The organism is Amnibacterium sp. (assembly GCF_036559085.1).
Lineage (GTDB): Bacteria > Actinomycetota > Actinomycetes > Actinomycetales > Microbacteriaceae > Amnibacterium.
Window position 1 is genome coordinate 16,050 of sequence record NZ_DATBTU010000034.1, and the last position, 16,270, is coordinate 32,319.

Here is a 16,270-nt window from a genome sequence, read left to right on the forward strand (position 1 = left end):
TGATCAGGGTGAGCGCTACTCGCGCCACCACGTGTCGGACGGGGCGACCGGCAGGTGCCGCTTGTGCTCCGTCTTCGCGTACTGCGCCTCGATGCTCGCCGCCGCATCCGCATCCACATCCGCGCCCTGCAGGTACGCGTCGATGTCGCGGTAGGTCATGCCGAGGTTGTCCTCGTCGGTCTGGCCGGGGTTCGCATCGAGCAGGTCCGCGGTCGGGGCCTTCGTGTAGAGCCGCTCCGGCGCGCCGAGGTGGCGCAGCAGCGCGGCGCCCTGGCTCTTCGTCAGGCCGGACAGGGGGATGACATCCACGCCGCCGTCGCCGAACTTCGTGAAGAAGCCGGTGACCGCCTCCGCGGCGTGGTCGGTGCCCACGACGAGCGCGCCGGCGTCGCCGGCGATCGCGTACTGCACGACCATGCGGATGCGGGCCTTCGTGTTGCCCTTCGTGAAGTCGGTGACCGGCTTGCCGACGGCCTGCTCGTAGTCCGCGGCGAGGGCGTCGACCGTGGCCTTGATGTTCACCGTGCGCACCACGTCAGGGGCGATGAACTGCAGCGCGGCCTGCGCGTCGTCCTCATCCGCCTGCACGCCGTACGGCAGCCGCACCGTGATGAGCGTCGCCTCGAGGCCCTGCTCGCGCGCCTGCTCGGCGGCGAGCTGGCAGAGCTTGCCCGCGAGGGTGGAGTCCTGGCCGCCGCTGACGGCGAGCACGAAGCCCTTCGCGCCGGACGCCTTCAGGTAGTCGACGAGGAAGTCGCGACGCCGCGCGATCTCCTCCTCGACGTCGATGGTCGGACGGGAGCCGAGGTCCGCGAGGATCGCCGATCGCGTGAACGCCATGCCGCCACGATACGGCGAGCGGCGCAGGGCCCGGCTCAGCGGCAGGATCGACTCCGTGACTGAGACGACGCTGCGCACCATCGGGATCCTGCTGTTCGACGGGGTCGAGGAGCTCGACGCGGTCGGGCCGTGGGAGGTGCTCGCCTGGTGGACGCAGCACCACCCCGAGGACGGCTACGAGGTGGTGACCTTCAGCGATGAGGGCGGCGTCGTCACCGCCGCGAAGGGGCTGCAGCTCGTCGCCCAGGACAGCAAGGCGTCCGTGCCGGCGCTCGACGTGCTCGTCTACCCCGGCGGCCGCGGCACCCGGCCGAGGCTGGCGGATGCGGCGGAGCTCACGTGGGTGCGCGAGCAGCGCGAGCAGGTGCCGCTGATGACGAGCGTCTGCACGGGCGCGCTCGTCTACGCCGCAGCCGGACTGCTCGCCGGGCGGCCGGCGACCACGCACTGGGGCTCGCTCGACCTGCTGCGCGAGCTCGAGCCCACCGCGGAGGTGCGGGAGCGCGACCGCTTCGTCGACGACGGCGACCTCGTCACCGCATCCGGGGTCTCGGCGGGCATCGACATGGCGCTGCACCTCGTCGACCGCCTCGCCGGCCGCGAGCGCGCGCAGGAGGCTCGGCGGGGGATCCAGTACGACCCCGAGCCGCCCGTCTGAGGTCGTGGGTCGGGCGTGAGGCCGACACACGGATGCGGCGGCCCCACGCCCATTGAACAGACCGGCCGACGAGGCCGGTCCGGCTGATCGCGGCTCGGGCGAGCGCCGTTGCATCTCCCGAGCCGGCTCCATGATGCTCGCTTACCGAGGGAATTGCTAGCGACGGGTTGACACCCATCCGCCCCCAGGGAGCCCGGCCGGTGCTCGACGGCCTCGAAGGGGCCCGACCAGGCCGACGCGGGCGCCCGCGGATGATCACGATCTCACCCAGGACCGCCGCGCTCCAAGGTTCCCGCAGCGGCGTGTCCTACCCTCCCGCCATGGACTGGCCGCTCGTGATCCCGATCGTGATCGTCGTCCTCCTGATCGCGATCTTCCTGCTCTACCTCTGGTCGACCCGCAACGCGCTCGTCGGGCTGAACACCCGTATCGACGAGGCGTGGCGGGACATCACCGCCGAACGGCAGCAGCGGGCCGAGCTCGTGCCGTCGCTCGTCGAGAAGGTGCAGGGCTACGCGACGCACGAGCAGGGCGTCTTTCAGGCCGTCACACGGGCCCGCGACGAGACGCTCCGCGCGACGACGCCCGAGACCGCGACCCAGGCGGAGAGCCACCTGCAGCAATCGCTGCGCACCGTGTTCAGCACCGCCGACGCGTTCCCGCAGCTGCTCGCGAGCCCCGACTACCTGCAGCTGCAGGCCGACCTCGTCGACACGGAGGAGCGGATCCGCGCCTCGCGGCGCTTCTACAACGGCGCCGTCCGCGAGTTCAACGCGAGGATCCAGGTCTTCCCGAACAGCCTCTTCGCGAAGCGCCTCGGCTTCACGCCGCGCGAGTTCTTCGAGGTCGGCGACTCGGTCACGGTCGCCGAGCCGCCGCGCATCCAGTTCTGACCTCTGGACGCCTGCCTGCCGCGGTCCGATCTCGAACCGGTCGGATGAGGTCGGACCGCGGCCGGCCCGCGGTGCAGCAGGTCAGTGGTTGCCGGCGACGGCCTTGCTGATCGCGGTCGGGGCGTCGTATTCCTGGTCGGGGATGCGACCGAGGGCGTCGAGCACCCTCTCGTCCGCGCCCTCCTTCTTCGCTGTCTGAAGGATCGTGTCCTTCGAGACCGGGTAGTCCATGCCGCCCAGGAACTTCTGGATCTGGATCGGGTTCGGCGCATCGGCCATGGTCGTCCTCCTTCTCCTTCGGGTGGTGGGCCGCGGCGGCGGTCAGCCGGCCATGCGGTCCTCGCGGGCGAACACCACGTCGGGGGCGTCCACCTCGCGGTTCGGGATCGTCGTCGGCGCCTCGAGGTGCACCGCACCGGACGGCAGCAGCCCCGCGGCGCCGTAGCGCTCCATCACGCGCCACTGGGCGACGACGTCCTCGCCGGCGTGCGCGGGCGGCAGGTCGCGCCAGAAGCCGAAGCCGCCGCACTCGACGAGGGCCTCCCGGCGGTAGAGCACGCAGGCGCCGATCCAAGCGATCCGGTACGGCACCCAGCCCTGCTCCGGCTCGCCCACCTCGGCGGCGACGTGCGCGAGGTTCGCGGCGTTGTGCAGCGTCCAGCGCTCGAAGCCGGGCTCGCCGCGGCGGATGCGCTCGGGCCGCACCGGCCCGTCCCACCGCTCGAACGGCCGGTGCTCGTGCGGGCGCCGGTCGTCGAGGTAGGAGAGCCCCTGCGGCGCCATGCCGACGAAGCCGCAGCCGAGCGAGGTCAGCGCGTCGTGCAGCCGCTGCAGCGCCCCCGCCTCGAGCCACACGTCGTCGTCGAGGAACAGCACCGCATCCGCGCTCGACCGGCTCAGCAGGAAGTCGCGGTGCTCCGCGATCCCGCGACGCGGGCGATGGCGCACGAGCTGCGGCGATCGGCCCTGCACCTCGAGCACCCGGAGCATCGCCTGGACCGCCGGATCCGTGGCGGCCGGATTCGCGTCCGACTGGTCGCTGACGATCACGCGGAACGGCGGGTCGTCCTGGGCGGCGAGCCCGGCGAGCGTCACCGCGAGCTCCGCCGTCCGCCCGACGGTGCCGATCAGCACGTCGATGACCGGCTCCGGTGGCGCCGGCTGCCGCCCCCACTCGGCCGCGGAGCGCCGGCTCGTCATCCCGCCGCCTCCGGAAGCGCCCGGGTGCGGGCGATGATGCCGCTCGTGGAATGTGCGCTCACGTAGCCGAGGATCGCGACCGTGCCGCCGTACGCCTCCACGGTGGGCGTCTCCTCGAGCATGGCGGGGGTGTAGTCGCCGCCCTTCGCGTAGACGTCGGGGCGAAGGCGCTCGAGCAGCGGGATCGCGGTGTCGCTGCCGAACACGGTCACGTAGTCGACCGAGGTGAGCTCGGCGAGCACCCCGGCGCGGTCCGCGGCGCGGTTGATCGGCCGGCCCGGTCCCTTCAGCCTGCGGACGGAGTCGTCGTCGTTCACCGCGACCACCAGCACGTCACCGAGCTGCTTCGCCTGCTTCAGCGAGGTGATGTGGCCGACGTGCAGCACGTCGAAGCAGCCGTTCGTGAAGACGATGCGGCGGCCGGCGCGACGGTCCGCGTCCAGCGCCGCCTCCAGCCGATCGGTGTCGAGCACCCGCGCGGGCCCCTCGACGCTCGCCCGCAGCGCCTCGCGGCTGCAGACGCTCGTGCCCGGCTGGCGTACGACGACGTCGGCGGCGAGCTGCGCGAACGCGGCCGCCTCCGGCAGCGGCTCGCCCCCCGCGAGGGCGAGCGTGAGCGCGGCGGCGAAGGTGTCGCCCGCGCCGTTCGCCATGGCGTCGGGGGCCGGATGCGCGACGGTCCTGCTCGTGCTCGCGGCGTCGTGCACCACGGTGCCGTCGCGGTCGAGAGTGACGACGACCCCGGCCGCGCCGGTCGCGGCGAGCAGCGCGTCGCGCTGCAGGACCGCGGATGCGACGCGATCGGGCCCGAGGGATGCCTCGAGCAGCCGCTCGGTCTCGCCCGCGTTCGGCGTGACGGCCGTGGGGGAGAGCACTGCCCACGGCGCGAGGTCGTGGGCATCGACGACGGTCACCGGCGGCCGGGCGCCGCGTGCGGCGAGCGCCTCGCGCACTGCGCCGCTGGCCGAGCCGATGCCGTAGTCGCAGACGAGCTCCGCATCCGCGGCGCGGGTGGCCGCGAGCGCGGCCGCCGCCACGAGCGCGCGGGCCTCGTCCGGCACGGCGTCGCCTTCGTCGAGGCGCACGAGCACCTGCCCGCCGCCGGCGATCCGCGTCTTCACCGTCGTCGCGAACCCCGGTATCCGGACGAGCCCGGTGATGTCGACGCCCGCCGCGGCGAGCAGGGTCGCGAGCGCCGTCCCGCCGTCGTCGTCGCCGACGGCGCCCACGATCGCCACGTCCGCGCCGAGCGCCGCGAGGTTCACCGCCGTGTTGGCGGCGCCGCCCGGCACATCCGCTCGGTCCGCGATCCGCACGACGGGTGCCGGCGCCTCACGGCTGATGCGATCGGCGCTGCCGGCCCACCACCGATCGAGCAGCGCGTCGCCGAGCACCACGATGCGCGGGCGGCGGCCGTCGAGGCGCGCGCCCACCCGGCGCACGAGCGCGGCGGGGTCGGTCGTCACCGCGCGCCGCCGGGCAGGCCCAGATGCACCACCGTGGTGGTCGTCATCTCGTCGAGCAGCTCGGGGCCGTAGCCGAACCCGGATCCGCTCGCCCGGCGGGGCTGCGCGCTGCCGCCCGGCGCGCCGCCGAAGACGGCGTTCACCTTCACGGTGCCGACCGGCAGCACGGCCGCGGCGCGGTGGGCGTGCGCCATGTCGGGGGTGAGCACGGTCGCGGCCAGGCCGTAGCGGTCGGCGGCGGCGAGCAGCAGCGCCTCGTCGAAGTCGTCGACGACCCGCACCGGCACGATCGGACCGAAGGTCTCCTCCGTCACGGCGAGCGCGTCGTCCGGCACCTCCGTGATCACCGTCGGCGGATAGAAGGTGCCGGCGCCCGTCGGCACCTCGCCGCCCGTGAGGACCCGCGCGCCCCGGCGCACCGCGTCCTCGACGTGCGCATGCACGGCCTGCCGCATCCGCTCGTCCACGAGGGGGCCGATGCGGGTCGCCCAGGACTCCGCCTCGGCCACGAGCGCCGAGATGAAGGGGTCGGCGACGTCGCGGTGCACGAGCACCCGCTCGACGGAGGTGCAGATCTGGCCGGCGTTCGCGAAGGCGCCGAGGGCCGCCTGCCCCGCCGCCCACACCGGGTCGACGCCGGCGTCGACGACGAGCGCGTCGTTGCCGCCGTTCTCGCGGATCACGTGGAGGTCGCGGGCCGCGCCGACGAGCGCGAGGCTGCGGCCGGTCGCGGTGGACCCGACGTGCGCGAGCACGGAGACGCCCGGCTGCTCGGCGAGGGCGGCGCCGGTCGCGCCGTCGCCCGTCACGCCGACGAGCACGCCGTCGGGCAGCGCGCCGGCGAGGATCTCGTTGAGCAGCGCCGCGGTGCCCGGGCAGCGTTCGCTGCCCTTGTGCACGACGGTGTCGCCGGACACGATCGCGGCGCCGAGCAGGCCGGCGGCGACCGCGGCCGGGTCGTTCCAAGGGGTCAGCGCGACGACGACGCCCCGCGGATGCGGCAGCGCGTAGTCGACCGCGTCGGCGCCGCCGCGCAGCGCCTTGCCGCGGTGCAGCGGGCCGAGCTCCGCGTACTGCAGCAGGGTGCCGACCGCCGCCTGCACGCCGCCTTCGGCGTCGGCGGGGGTCTTGCCGGTCTCGCGGGTGTTCATCGCGGCGACCTCGCCGGCCCGATCAGCGAGGGCGAGGGCCGCGGCGCGGAGCAGCTCGCCGCGCCTCGCTGGCGGAGTGGCAGCCCACTCCGGGAACGCCGCGACCGCCCGGCGCACGGCGGCGGCGGCCGCCGCCGCATCCGCGACCACGTGCTCGCCGACGGCCTCCCCGGTGGCGGGATCCGAGATCCGGATCGTCGGGGTCTGGGTGTCGGGCGCGAGCTCGAGCGTCATGGGCGAGAGGGCCTCTCGGTCGGGATTCGGACCACTCCGAGGCGGGTGGCGGGCGACATCCACGATAGGAACGGCCGTTCGGCAGGGACTGAGCGGGTGCTGAGGGAACGCGGAACGAGCGCCAGGAAGAATCGAGCGGTGACCCGGCACGCACTCGGCCACCCCTCCGACCGCTTCGACGCCGTGGCGCGCATCGCCGTGCTGCGCGGCGGCGGCATCGGCGACCTCGTGGGCGCGCTGCCGGCGCTCGCCGCGCTCCGCGGGGCCTACCCGGAGGCGTCGATCACGCTGCTCGGCATGCCGTCGCACGCGGCGCTGCTCGACGGCCGGCCGGGATCACCGGTGGACGAGACGGTCGTGCTGCCCGCGCATCGGGGCGTCCGCGACGGGGAACCGGATCCGGATGCGGTCGAGGCGTTCCTCGCGGCGATGCGCGAGCGCCGCTTCGACCTCGCCGTGCAGGCGCACGGCGGCGGCCGCAACTCGAACCCGTTCCTGCTGCGCCTCGGCGCCCGGTACACCGTCGGCACCCGCACCGAGGACGCCGTGCCGCTGACCCGCACCCTCCCGTACCGCTACTACCAGCACGAGGTGCAGCGCTGGCTCGAGGTGGCCGGCCTCGCCGGCGCCGCCCCGGTCGAGCTCGAGCCGCGCCTCGAGCCGTCGGATGCGGAGCGGTCGACCGGCCGGGCGCTGCTCGGGGACCGGCCCGCGGTCGTGATCCACCCGAGCGCGACCGACCCTCGGCGCCGCTGGCCGGCGGCACGCTTCGGTGTCGTCGCGGCGGCGCTCGCCGAGCACGGCGTCACCGTGCTCGTCGTCGGCGACGCCTCCGACGTGGCGGTCGCGGACGAGATCGTGCGCGCCGCCCGCACCGCCCTGCCCGCGGACCACCGCGAACGGGTGCGCTCCGTCGCCGGCACGATCGACCTCGGCGCGCTCGCGGGGGTGCTCGCCGAGGCCGACGTGGTGCTCGCGAACGACTCGGGACCCCGGCATGTCGCGCAGGCACTCGGTACGCCGACCGTCGGGCTGTTCTGGTTCGGCAACGCCGTCAACGCGGCACCGTTCACGCGGGCGCACCATCGCGTCCTGCTCGGCTGGACGACCCGGTGCCCGGTCTGCGGGGCCGATGTCACCCAGGTCGGCTGGACCGCCGAGCGCTGCCCGCACGATCCGTCGTTCCTCACCGACATCCATCCGGAGGCCGTGCTCGCCGAGGTGCGCGCGCTGCTGGCCGGCGACTGACCGCCCCCGGTCCGCCCCCTCCGCCGTTTTTCAGGAACAGCCGGCGCTATTCAGGACGATCGGCGCACGAGCGCGGCGTGTCGCTCCGGAAGTCCTGAAAACGGCGGATGACTGCGGGCGGCTGACGGCGGGCGCGGCCGGCTCAGTCCGGGGCGCCCGCGCCGATCGCCCTGGCGGCAGCGACGAGGTCCGCGTTGCGGGCGGCGATCGAGCCGTCGGGCAGCAGCAGGGTGTCCTCGAAGCCGATCCGGGCGTCGATGCCGCGGCGCACCGCGTCCTCGAGCAGCGGCCAGGCGGCCGCGCCGGCGCCGACCTGCAGCCGCGGCGCCTCGACGCCGCCGTGGTCGAGCACCGCGTGGATCGCGGCGGCGGTCTCGAGCCGCTCGTGCACGTCCCCGCCGGCCGGCTCCACGAGCACCCGGTCGATCCGGTCGGCGAGCCCGCTGGTGAGCAGGATCTCGGCGTCCTCGACGCTCCAGAGCCCGGCCTCGACGCCGATCCTCGCGCCGAGCGCCGCCCGGGCGATCTCGACCGCGTCGGCCTCGTGGAGGTTCACGGAGGTGCAGTCCGGCTCCCGCCAGTGCTGGACGAAGGTCACCCGTCGGCGGGCCTCCATCTCGATGTCCGCGTCGCTCGTCACCCCGACGGGCCATCGCGTGCCGTTCCGGACGGCGGCGACCGCGCGGTCGACCACGGCGGGCAGCATCCGCTCGCGTCCCTCCTCGTCGCGCGGATGCACGTGGAAGGCCCGCGCCCCGGCCCGCTCGCACGCCTCCGCGTCGGCCCGCAACTCGGCCGGCGTGATCGGCACGGCCGGGTGGTCGTCCTTGGTGAGCGGGCCGTTCAGCGCCGCCTGGAGGAGCATCTCCGTACGGTAGAGCCGAAGCCTGGAACCGCATTCAGGGCCAGGAGGGCTCCTCCTCGTGCATCACGGAGATCTCGCGGATCTCGGATCCGCGCGGCGAGGAGAGCGCGAAGACGACGGCGCCTGCGACGTTCGCCGGGTCGTTCAGGTTCGCGTCCTCGCCGGGCGCGTACTGCGCGGTGCGGCCGTCGAAGAACCGCGTCTTCATCCCGGCCGGGATGAGCGTGGTCACGCCGATCCGCCCACGCGTCTCGGCGGCGAGCGCGCGGCTGAACCCGATGACGCCGAACTTCGAGGCCGAGTAGGCGGTCGCATCCGACACGGCGCGCACACCGAGCGACGAGGAGACCGTGACCACCCGGCCGTGGCTCTCGAGCAGCGCGGGCAGCGCGGCCCGCACGACGGCCGCCGTGCCGAAGAGGTTCACGGCGACGACGCGCTCCCAGTCCTCCCCGGAGATCGCGTCCAGCGGGCCCGGCTTGTCGATGCCCGCGGCGGTGACGACGGCGTCGAGGCCGCCCTGCTCCTCGGCGATCCGGGCGACGAGCCGCTCGACGTCGCGCGTGGCGGTGACGTCGCCCTGGTAGGCCGGATAGGGGCTGCCGTCGACCTTCAGGTCGAGCACGATCGGGCTGCCGCCGGCCGTGGCGACCGCGTCGGCGACGGCCGCGCCGAGACCGGACGCGCCGCCCGTGATCAGGGTGCGGCCGAGGGGCGTGGGGGTGGTGCTGGCGGTGGGCATGCGTCTCCTCCTGGAGGTCGGTGGGTCGGGGTCAGCCGACCGCGGCGAGCGCGGCGGCGAGCTTGGTCGTGGACCGGCCGGGGTGGAACGGCACGGTGACCGCGCGACCGCCCCATTCGGCGATCACGGCGGCCTCGGGCAGGTCGGCGGCCGTGTAGTCGCCGCCCTTCACCCAGATGTCGGGGCGGATGCGCCGGATGGCGTCCACCGGGGTGTCCTCGCCGAAGACGAGCACGGCGTCGACGCACTCGAGGGCGAGCAGCAGGTCGACGCGGTCGCCCTCGGGCATGATCGGCCGGTCGGGTCCCTTCAGCCCGCGCACCGAGTCGTCCGAGTTGAGGCAGACGATCAGGCAGTCGCCGAGCGCCCGCGCCGCCGACAGCGTGCGGGCGTGGCCGGCGTGCAGCAGGTCGAAGCAGCCGCCCGTGGCGACGACCGTCCCGCCCGCCGACCGGACGCGCTCCGCGACGGCGATCGCGTCCCGGTCGGTGCCGGGCAGCTGCACGGTGTTCGCGGGGCGCGTGAGGCCGGCGACGCCGCCCGCGGCGAGGAACGCCGCGGTCTCGGTCACCGCGGTCGCGACGGCGTCGGTCGGCTGCGCGCCGCCCGCGATCGCGACGGCGACGCTCGCGGCGAAGCGGTCGCCCGCACCGCAGGGATCCGCGCCGTCGACGCGGCCGCCCCGGGCGACGAACGGCAGGCCGCTCCGGCTCGCGCGGAGCAGCGCCCCGTGCTCGCCCATGGTCACGATCACCGCCGCCGCGCGCCAGGTCTCCCGCAGCTGCAGGGCGGCCTCGTCCGCCGCGGCGACGCCCGTGCCCGCGACATCCGCAGCGGCCGTCGCCTCCGTGAGGTTCGGGGTCACCGCGGCCACGCCGTGCACGGGCGCGGAGCCGCGCGGATGCGGATCCCACACCACCGGCACGCGCCGGGCCGCGCGGGACAGCGCCTCGCGCACCGAGGGCACCTCGGTGAGGCGGCGACCGTAGTCGGCGACGAGCACGACCTCGGCGGCGTCGATCGCGGCGACCATCGCCTCCGTCGCGACGGGGACCGGCGGCCGGGCGGATCCCTCGTCGATGCGGGCGATCGGATGCGAGGCGGTGCGCAGCCGTGTCTTCACCGGCGTCGGCGCCCGGGTGTCGCCGGCGACCAGCTCGACGTCGCCGAGCAGCTCGCGGAGGCGGTCGGCACGCTCGTCCTCACCGAGCGCGGTGACGAGCGTCACGCGGTGGCCGTCGCCGGCGAGCAGCGTCGCGACGAGCCCGGCGCCGCCCGGGCGACGGGTGACGCCGGCCACGTCGACGACGGGCACGGGCGCATCCGGGGACAGGCGCTCGACGGCGCCCTCGAGGTCGACGTCGAGCAGCAGGTCGCCGACGACCGTGATCGCGCGGCTCATCGGCTCGCCCCGATCCGGTCGCGGACGCGGGCGTCGAAGACCCGGCAGAAGGCGTGGATGGCGACGAGGTGCGCCTCCTGCACGTTGGCGCCGCGGCCCGGCAGCGTCACCGCGTCGTCCGCGGCGTCGGCGAGCGGGTTCGGGCCGGCGCCGGTCAGCGCCCACACCGTCATGCCCCGGCCGTGGGCGGTCTCGGCGGCGCGCAGCAGGTTGCGGCTCGTGCCGGAGGTGGAGAGCAGCACGAGCACGTCGCCGGGGGCGCCGTGCGCGGTGACCTGCCGGGCGAAGACCTCCTCGAAGCCGTAGTCGTTCCCGATCGCGGTGAGCGCCGAGGTGTCGCCATGCAGGCAGATCGCGCTGAACGCGCGCCGGTCGCCGTCGAAGCGGCCGACGAGCTCGGCGGTGAGGTGCTGGGCCTCGGCGGCGGATCCGCCGTTGCCGCCGGCGAGCAGGCGCGCGCCGGCGAGCATCCGGTCGGCGAGGTCCACGCCCCAGACGGCGAGGCGGTCGGCCTCGCCGCGGAGCGCCTCCATGGTGGGCAGCGCCGCCGTGACGTGGTCGCGGGCGACGCGCGAGGCGGTGGTCCGCGGTGCGGTGGTGGTCATCGCTCCCTCGTCAGCAGTCGGGCCGCGGGGGCGGCGTCGGTCAGGGCGGCGTAGACGCGGGAGGTCTCGTGCGCGACGCGTCGCCAGGCGTAGCGCGTGGCTGCGCGGCGCCGGCCGGCGACGCCGTAGCGCTCGCGGCGCTCCGCATCCGCGAGCAGGGGTTCCAGCGCATCCGCCAGGGCGTCCGGATCGCGCGGCGGCACGTGCACGCCGGTGACGTCCTCCACGACCGTGTCGATGAGGCCGCCGACGGAGGTCGCGACCACCGGGCGTCCGCAGGCCATGGCCTCGAGCGGCACGATCCCGAACGGCTCGTACCAGGGCGCGCAGACGACCACATCCGCCGACCGGTACATCTCCGGCAGGTCCTCGTGCTCGATGCGGCCGGCGAGCGTGACCCGGTCCTGCATCCCGGTGGTCTCGATGATCCGCAGCAGGCGAGCGACCTCGGGCTCGACCTCCAGGTGAGCCGCGTCGCCGGCGCCGCCGACGATCACGAGCTCCGCATCGATGCCGCGCGACACGAGCCGGGCGAGGGCCTCGATCGCGATGCCGACGCCCTTGCGCTGCACGAGGCGGCTCACCGTCATGATCCGCAGCCGGTCGGTGCGGGGTGCGACGGGGCCGTGGGGGGAGAAGTGGGCGGTGTCGACGCCGCAGGGCACGACCGCGATGCGGTTCGAGGGCACGCCGAGCGCCTTCAGCTCGAACGCCTCGTCGGAGCAGGTGGCGACGACGGTGTCGACGCGGCGGGCGACGTCGGGCTCGAGCCAGGAGCGCTCGGCGGGGGAGGTGTCGGCGAGGCCCTGGTGGCGGCGCTTCACGACGCCGAGCGCGTGGAAGGTCTGGGCGACGGGCAGGTGACCGCCGAGGGCGATGTCGACGCGGCGGGCGGCGACGAGGGTGGCGAGGCCCGACATCCAGAAGTGGCCGTGCACGACGTCGGGGCGGTCGGCGATCCAGGCCTCCGCCATGGCGTCCGCGAAGGCGCCCATGTGCGGCAGCAGCTCGTCCTTCGGCACGGCGGCGGCGGGGCCCGCGGTCACCGGCACCACCTCGACGCCGGGGGCGAACGGCACGCGCTCGGGCAGGTCGGGGTCGTCGCGGCGGGTGTAGACGGTCACCTCGTGGCCGTCGGCGCCGAGCGCGGTGGCGAGCGCGGCGACGTGCACGTTCTGCCCGCCCGCATCCACGCCGCCGAGCACGGCGAGCGGGCTCGCGTGCTCCGAGACGAGTGAGATCTTCATGCGGACATCCCTTCCCGGTCCCGCACGGCCGCAGCGCGGCGGGGGACCCTTCTTCTCGCGTCGCCCAGCACCTCGTCCCAGTCGGCGAGGAAGCGGGCGAGCCCGTAGCGGCCGAGCGCCGCCTCCCGGGCGATCCGGCCGGCGGCGCGCGCCTCGTCCGGACGATCGATGAGCCGCTTCGCGGCGCGGGCGAGCTCGTCCACGTCGGCGGAGACGGCGCCGGCCTCGGGCGGCACGGCGCGGAACGCATCCGTCATCCCGAGCACGACGACCGGCATGCCGAGGTGCATCGCCTCGAGCAGCGACAGGCCGAGCGACGTCCAGCGCATCGGATGCACGTACGCGCGCCGCTCCGCGAGCGCGGTGTGCATGGGACCCGTCGCGACGTCGCCGACCCCGTGCACGCCGGGCCGCAGCGGCCCGTAAGCGCTGGCCAGCAGGTCCGTCCTCATCCCGAACACGTCGACCGGCGCGACCTCCGCGAACCGGGGGAGCAGGTCGGTGCCGGTGACCCGCCAACGCCGCGCGGGCTCGTTGATCACGGCGCCGAACCGCTCGAGCCGGCCGGTGTAGCGGTGGCCGGGATCGACGATGCCGTGCTCGATCACCGTGGTGCGGGCGCGGCCGGCGTCCCAGAGCAGGTCGTTCGTGTGGGTGACGTGCACGATCGGGATGGCGTCCTGGTCGGCGAGCGGATGCCGCTCCGTCGGCACCGGGGCCGTCTTGGGGGTGTTGTGCTCGAGGTAGACGGCGGCGACGTCGCGGCCCGGGCGGCGGCCGAGCAGGCGCTCGGCCTCGGCGAGCTCCTCGGGGCGCTGCAGCACGACGACGTCGATGTCCGCATCCGCGAGGTCCTCGGGCGCGATCTCGACCGCGCGATCCCAGGGGCGGCCGCCGCGGCCGAGGCCCCAGCCGTCGCGGGCCGGGGTCGTCGGCAGCAGGTACTCGTGGTCGCCGCGGACGAACGCGTCCGTCCAGCCGCCGTGGACGTGCCAGAGCAGGACCTTCATCCGGCACCTCCCGCGAGCAGGCGCTCGGCCGCCGCGACGACGACGGCGGGGTCGACGTCCGCGAGGCACGGATGGCCGGGGACCGGGCAGACGCGCGCCCGGCTGCCGGCGCACGGCGCGGCCTGGTCGCCGAGCAGCGCGACGGGTACCCCGTACGGCGCCCAGCGGGCGGCGGGGACGACCGGCGCGAAGAGGCTGACGACCGGCGTGCCGACCGCGGCGGCGAGGTGGGCGGGGCCGGTGTTGCCGGACACGACGACGCCGGCGCCGCGCAGGGTCGCCGCGAGGGCGGTGAGGTCGAGGCGGCCGCCGAGGTCGATGCCGGCGGTGCCCGCGACCTCCGCCGTCAGCGCCGCCTCGGCGGGCGCGCCGGTCACGAGCACGCGGTGCCCGGCTGCCGCGAGGCGTTCGACGACGCGGGCGTGCCCGGCGGCGGGGTAGGCGCGCGCGGGGACCGCGGCACCCGGATGCACGACGACGTACGGGCCGGCCTCGGCGGGCGCCGCGTCGCCGGGCAGCTCGACCGCGAGCCGGCCGTCGTCGCCGGCGGGCAGCGCGAATCCGGCGGCCTCGGCGATCCGCAGCGCGCGGACGGGTTCGGGCAGCTCCTCCGGCAGCGTCTCGCCGGGGATCAGGCGCGTGTCGAGCAGGCCACCGGCCGCGTCGACGGAGGCGCCGTGGATCCGGGTGACCCCGGCGAGACGGAGCAGGAGGGCGGTGGGCAGCGGCGACTGGTGGAACGAGGTGAGCAGCACGGCCTCGTCGATGCCGTGGGCGGCCACGATCTCGGCGAACCGCTCGACGAGCGCGGCGTCGACCGGGGCCGCGGATCCGGTGATCCAGGGGGCGTCGACGACCTCGACCGAGGCGACGCCGGGCAGCAGCCGCGCGGCGGGGGAGCCCTGCGGACCCGCGAGCACGACGACCTCGACCGAGGCGGCCACGGCGCGGACGGCGGGGCCGGAGACGAGGACGTCGCCCATGCTGTCGAGGCGCGCGACGAGGATCCGGCGGCTCACGCGGCACCGCCCGTCAGGGCGGCGTCGACCGCTGCGGCGAGGTCGGGTGCGACCTCGGCAGCGGCGGTCACCTCCTCACGCCGGGTGATCGGGGTCGGCACGAGGATGCCCCGTGCTCCCGCTGCCTCGGCTGCGGCGACATCCGCACCGATGTCGCCGATCACCACCACGTCCTCCGGAGCGACGCCGAGGCGCCGCGCGGCCTCCAGCACGAGGCCGGGTCTCGGCTTGCGGCATCCGCATCCGTCGTCCGGCCCATGGGGGCACACGCACCAGGCGTCGAACGCGCCGAAGATCTCGTCGACGCGGGCGTTCACCGCGGCGACGCGCTCCGCGTCGAGGATGCCGCGGGCGATGCCCGACTGGTTCGACACGACGGCCGTCGGGAGGCCGGCGTCGCGCACCCGCGCGACCGCCTGCACCGCGCCGGGCATCGGTGCCACGGCGTCCGGATCCCCGTTGTAGGGGACGTCGACGACCAGTGTGCCGTCGCGGTCGAAGAGCACCGCTTTGATCCGGCACACGCGGGGTCCAGGCGTGTCCACCCGTCATGAGTACCCGCGGGTTCCAGGGGAGAACTGAGCAGAAGCCCCAAGAAGGGTGAAGAAGGGCTGATGTCCATCTCACGGGGTCGCCTGCAAGGATCTGGGCATGGATCAGGAGTTCGATGATCAGTCGGATCGGCCTGTCGCCCTCGCGCTGCGGGCGTTGAAGCTCGGCGATCTGCTGGTCGCGGTGCCCGCCCTGAAGGCCATGCGTCGCGCGCTGCCCGAGCACCGGCTGCTGCTCGCGACCTCTGCGTGGCTCGAGCCGTTGATCCCGCTCGTGCCCGGCCTCGACGGGCTGGTGCCCGCGAAGGGCCTCGACGCGCTGCTGCCGATCGCGCCCGGGACGGTGGATGTCGCGGCGAACCTCCACGGCAACGGACCCGAGTCCCGGGCCATCGTCGACGCGCTCGACGCCCGGGTGGTCGTGCAGCACGCCCGGCCGGGGGAGGAGGGCCTGCCGTGGCTCGACGGGATCCTGGAGCGGGAGCGCTGGGTGCGCCTCGTCAGCGCTTTCGGCATGCCCGGCGACAGGGACGACGTGGGCCTCGACCGGCCGGCGGCCCCGTCGCCGGCACCGGGGGCGGCGGTCGTGCACGTCGGCGCCTTCTACGGCTCGCGGCAGTGGCCGGCGGGGTGGTTCGCGGCCGTGGCGCGGGACCTCGCGGACTCGGGCCGGCAGGTGGTCTTCAGCGGCAGCGCGAGCGAGCGGCCGAGGGCCCTCGAGGTCGCCCGGCTCGGCGGGTTCGACGAGGATGCCGTGCTCGCGGGGCGGATGGAGCTCGACGTCTTCGCGGCGCTCGTCGCCGACGCGGCCCTCGTCGTGACGGCCGACACGGGCGCCGCGCACCTCGCATCCGCGTACCGCATCCCGTCGGTGGTGATCTTCGGGCCGGCGCCGCCCGAGGAGTGGGGGCCGCCCGAGTCGGGCCCGCACATCGTGCTGACGCACGCGGAGCTGCGCGTGGGCGACACGTTCGGCGCCGAGCCCGATCCGGCCCTCCTCGCGGTGACGGTCGACGAGGTGCTGGCGGCGATCGCCACCCTCCCCGTCCGCCCTCTCTGAAACCCGGGAGTCGCCACGAGTGGCAGCCCCCGGGGCTGGAGGTCGGTTGTTGCCACGTTTCGCGATCTTGGGGCGCTCA

General features: G+C 75.3%; 17 protein-coding genes. 4 read left to right on the forward strand and 13 right to left on the reverse strand.

What is annotated here, in order from left to right; genetic code table 11:
* Positions 1-15: 15 nt before the first annotated feature.
* Entirely contained in the window at positions 16-840 is an 825-nt protein-coding gene (gene nadE, locus VIG76_RS06315) for an ammonia-dependent NAD(+) synthetase (RefSeq protein WP_331952231.1), read from the reverse strand.
* Between the two features lie 55 nt (positions 841-895).
* Between nadE and VIG76_RS06320 the strand changes: the two genes are divergently transcribed.
* Positions 896-1,498, forward strand: a complete 603-nt coding sequence (locus tag VIG76_RS06320) for a DJ-1/PfpI family protein (protein ID WP_331952233.1) — start codon at positions 896-898, stop codon at positions 1,496-1,498.
* A 320-nt stretch (positions 1,499-1,818) separates the two neighbouring features.
* Entirely contained in the window at positions 1,819-2,391 is a 573-nt protein-coding gene (locus tag VIG76_RS06325; protein ID WP_331952235.1) for a LemA family protein, read from the forward strand.
* Between the two features lie 81 nt (positions 2,392-2,472).
* Here the strand turns inward: VIG76_RS06325 and VIG76_RS06330 are convergent, their stop codons facing one another.
* Genes VIG76_RS06330 through VIG76_RS06345 form a run of 4 tightly spaced genes read right to left on the reverse strand, consistent with a single transcriptional unit; the run spans position 2,473 to position 6,442 of the window.
* Positions 2,473-2,670 (reverse strand): DUF2795 domain-containing protein, encoded by a 198-nt coding sequence (locus tag VIG76_RS06330; RefSeq protein WP_331952237.1) that lies wholly within the window; start codon positions 2,668-2,670, stop codon positions 2,473-2,475.
* Between the two features lie 42 nt (positions 2,671-2,712).
* Complete coding sequence (locus VIG76_RS06335) at positions 2,713-3,591, reverse strand: glycosyltransferase family A protein (RefSeq protein ID WP_331952239.1); 879 nt, start codon at positions 3,589-3,591, stop codon at positions 2,713-2,715.
* Positions 3,588-5,057, reverse strand: a complete 1,470-nt coding sequence (locus VIG76_RS06340) for a PfkB family carbohydrate kinase (RefSeq protein WP_331952241.1) — start codon at positions 5,055-5,057, stop codon at positions 3,588-3,590. Before VIG76_RS06340 ends, VIG76_RS06335 begins: the two co-directional genes overlap by 4 nt.
* Positions 5,054-6,442, reverse strand: a complete 1,389-nt coding sequence (locus VIG76_RS06345; protein WP_331952243.1) for an aldehyde dehydrogenase family protein — start codon at positions 6,440-6,442, stop codon at positions 5,054-5,056. Before VIG76_RS06345 ends, VIG76_RS06340 begins: the two co-directional genes overlap by 4 nt.
* A 138-nt stretch (positions 6,443-6,580) precedes the next feature.
* Between VIG76_RS06345 and VIG76_RS06350 the strand changes: the two genes are divergently transcribed.
* Positions 6,581-7,690 (forward strand): glycosyltransferase family 9 protein, encoded by a 1,110-nt coding sequence (locus VIG76_RS06350; RefSeq protein ID WP_331952245.1) that lies wholly within the window; start codon positions 6,581-6,583, stop codon positions 7,688-7,690.
* A gap of 142 nt (positions 7,691-7,832) precedes the next feature.
* On the opposite strand, the gene VIG76_RS06355 is transcribed toward VIG76_RS06350, so the two are convergent.
* Genes VIG76_RS06355 through VIG76_RS06390 form a run of 8 tightly spaced genes read right to left on the reverse strand, consistent with a single transcriptional unit; the run spans position 7,833 to position 15,125 of the window.
* Positions 7,833-8,555, reverse strand: a complete 723-nt coding sequence (locus VIG76_RS06355) for a 3-keto-5-aminohexanoate cleavage protein (RefSeq protein WP_331952248.1) — start codon at positions 8,553-8,555, stop codon at positions 7,833-7,835.
* Between the two features lie 34 nt (positions 8,556-8,589).
* Positions 8,590-9,297 (reverse strand): SDR family oxidoreductase, encoded by a 708-nt coding sequence (locus VIG76_RS06360; RefSeq protein ID WP_331952250.1) that lies wholly within the window; start codon positions 9,295-9,297, stop codon positions 8,590-8,592.
* 31 nt (positions 9,298-9,328) lie between these two features.
* Entirely contained in the window at positions 9,329-10,699 is a 1,371-nt protein-coding gene (locus tag VIG76_RS06365) for a PfkB family carbohydrate kinase (RefSeq protein WP_331952252.1), read from the reverse strand.
* Entirely contained in the window at positions 10,696-11,304 is a 609-nt protein-coding gene (locus tag VIG76_RS06370) for a D-sedoheptulose-7-phosphate isomerase (protein WP_331952254.1), read from the reverse strand. Before VIG76_RS06370 ends, VIG76_RS06365 begins: the two co-directional genes overlap by 4 nt.
* Positions 11,301-12,551, reverse strand: coding sequence for a glycosyltransferase (locus VIG76_RS06375; RefSeq protein ID WP_331952256.1), 1,251 nt, complete (start codon positions 12,549-12,551; stop codon positions 11,301-11,303). Before VIG76_RS06375 ends, VIG76_RS06370 begins: the two co-directional genes overlap by 4 nt.
* Positions 12,548-13,561, reverse strand: coding sequence for a glycosyltransferase (locus VIG76_RS06380; protein WP_331952260.1), 1,014 nt, complete (start codon positions 13,559-13,561; stop codon positions 12,548-12,550). The genes VIG76_RS06375 and VIG76_RS06380 overlap by 4 nt, the downstream gene beginning before the upstream one ends.
* A complete protein-coding gene (locus VIG76_RS06385) occupies positions 13,558-14,544 on the reverse strand; it encodes a glycosyltransferase family 9 protein (RefSeq protein WP_331952297.1) in 987 nt (328 codons plus the stop codon). Before VIG76_RS06385 ends, VIG76_RS06380 begins: the two co-directional genes overlap by 4 nt.
* Positions 14,545-14,576: 32 nt before the next feature.
* Positions 14,577-15,125 (reverse strand): D-glycero-alpha-D-manno-heptose-1,7-bisphosphate 7-phosphatase, encoded by a 549-nt coding sequence (locus VIG76_RS06390; RefSeq protein ID WP_331952262.1) that lies wholly within the window; start codon positions 15,123-15,125, stop codon positions 14,577-14,579.
* 106 nt (positions 15,126-15,231) lie between these two features.
* On the opposite strand from VIG76_RS06390, the gene VIG76_RS06395 reads away from it, so the two are divergent.
* The gene (locus VIG76_RS06395; RefSeq protein ID WP_331952264.1) at positions 15,232-16,191 is read left to right on the forward strand and encodes a glycosyltransferase family 9 protein; all 960 of its coding nucleotides are present in this window, start codon (positions 15,232-15,234) and stop codon (positions 16,189-16,191) included.
* Positions 16,192-16,270 lie beyond the last annotated feature (79 nt).

Excerpts from the sequence above, each read along its gene's own strand:
- nadE (WP_331952231.1), bottom strand. The coding sequence starts at position 840 with ATGGCGTTCACGCGATCGGCGATCCTCGCGGACCTCGGCTCCCGTCCG.
- VIG76_RS06325 (WP_331952235.1), top strand. The coding sequence starts at position 1,819 with ATGGACTGGCCGCTCGTGATCCCGATCGTGATCGTCGTCCTCCTGATC.
- VIG76_RS06330 (WP_331952237.1), bottom strand. The coding sequence starts at position 2,670 with ATGGCCGATGCGCCGAACCCGATCCAGATCCAGAAGTTCCTGGGCGGC.
- VIG76_RS06335 (WP_331952239.1), bottom strand. The coding sequence starts at position 3,591 with ATGACGAGCCGGCGCTCCGCGGCCGAGTGGGGGCGGCAGCCGGCGCCA.
- VIG76_RS06345 (WP_331952243.1), bottom strand. The coding sequence starts at position 6,442 with ATGACGCTCGAGCTCGCGCCCGACACCCAGACCCCGACGATCCGGATC.
- VIG76_RS06355 (WP_331952248.1), bottom strand. The coding sequence starts at position 8,555 with ATGCTCCTCCAGGCGGCGCTGAACGGCCCGCTCACCAAGGACGACCAC.
- VIG76_RS06360 (WP_331952250.1), bottom strand. The coding sequence starts at position 9,297 with ATGCCCACCGCCAGCACCACCCCCACGCCCCTCGGCCGCACCCTGATC.
- VIG76_RS06365 (WP_331952252.1), bottom strand. The coding sequence starts at position 10,699 with ATGAGCCGCGCGATCACGGTCGTCGGCGACCTGCTGCTCGACGTCGAC.
- VIG76_RS06370 (WP_331952254.1), bottom strand. The coding sequence starts at position 11,304 with ATGACCACCACCGCACCGCGGACCACCGCCTCGCGCGTCGCCCGCGAC.
- VIG76_RS06375 (WP_331952256.1), bottom strand. The coding sequence starts at position 12,551 with ATGAAGATCTCACTCGTCTCGGAGCACGCGAGCCCGCTCGCCGTGCTC.
- VIG76_RS06380 (WP_331952260.1), bottom strand. The coding sequence starts at position 13,561 with ATGAAGGTCCTGCTCTGGCACGTCCACGGCGGCTGGACGGACGCGTTC.
- VIG76_RS06385 (WP_331952297.1), bottom strand. The coding sequence starts at position 14,544 with ATGGGCGACGTCCTCGTCTCCGGCCCCGCCGTCCGCGCCGTGGCCGCC.
- VIG76_RS06395 (WP_331952264.1), top strand. The coding sequence starts at position 15,232 with ATGGATCAGGAGTTCGATGATCAGTCGGATCGGCCTGTCGCCCTCGCG.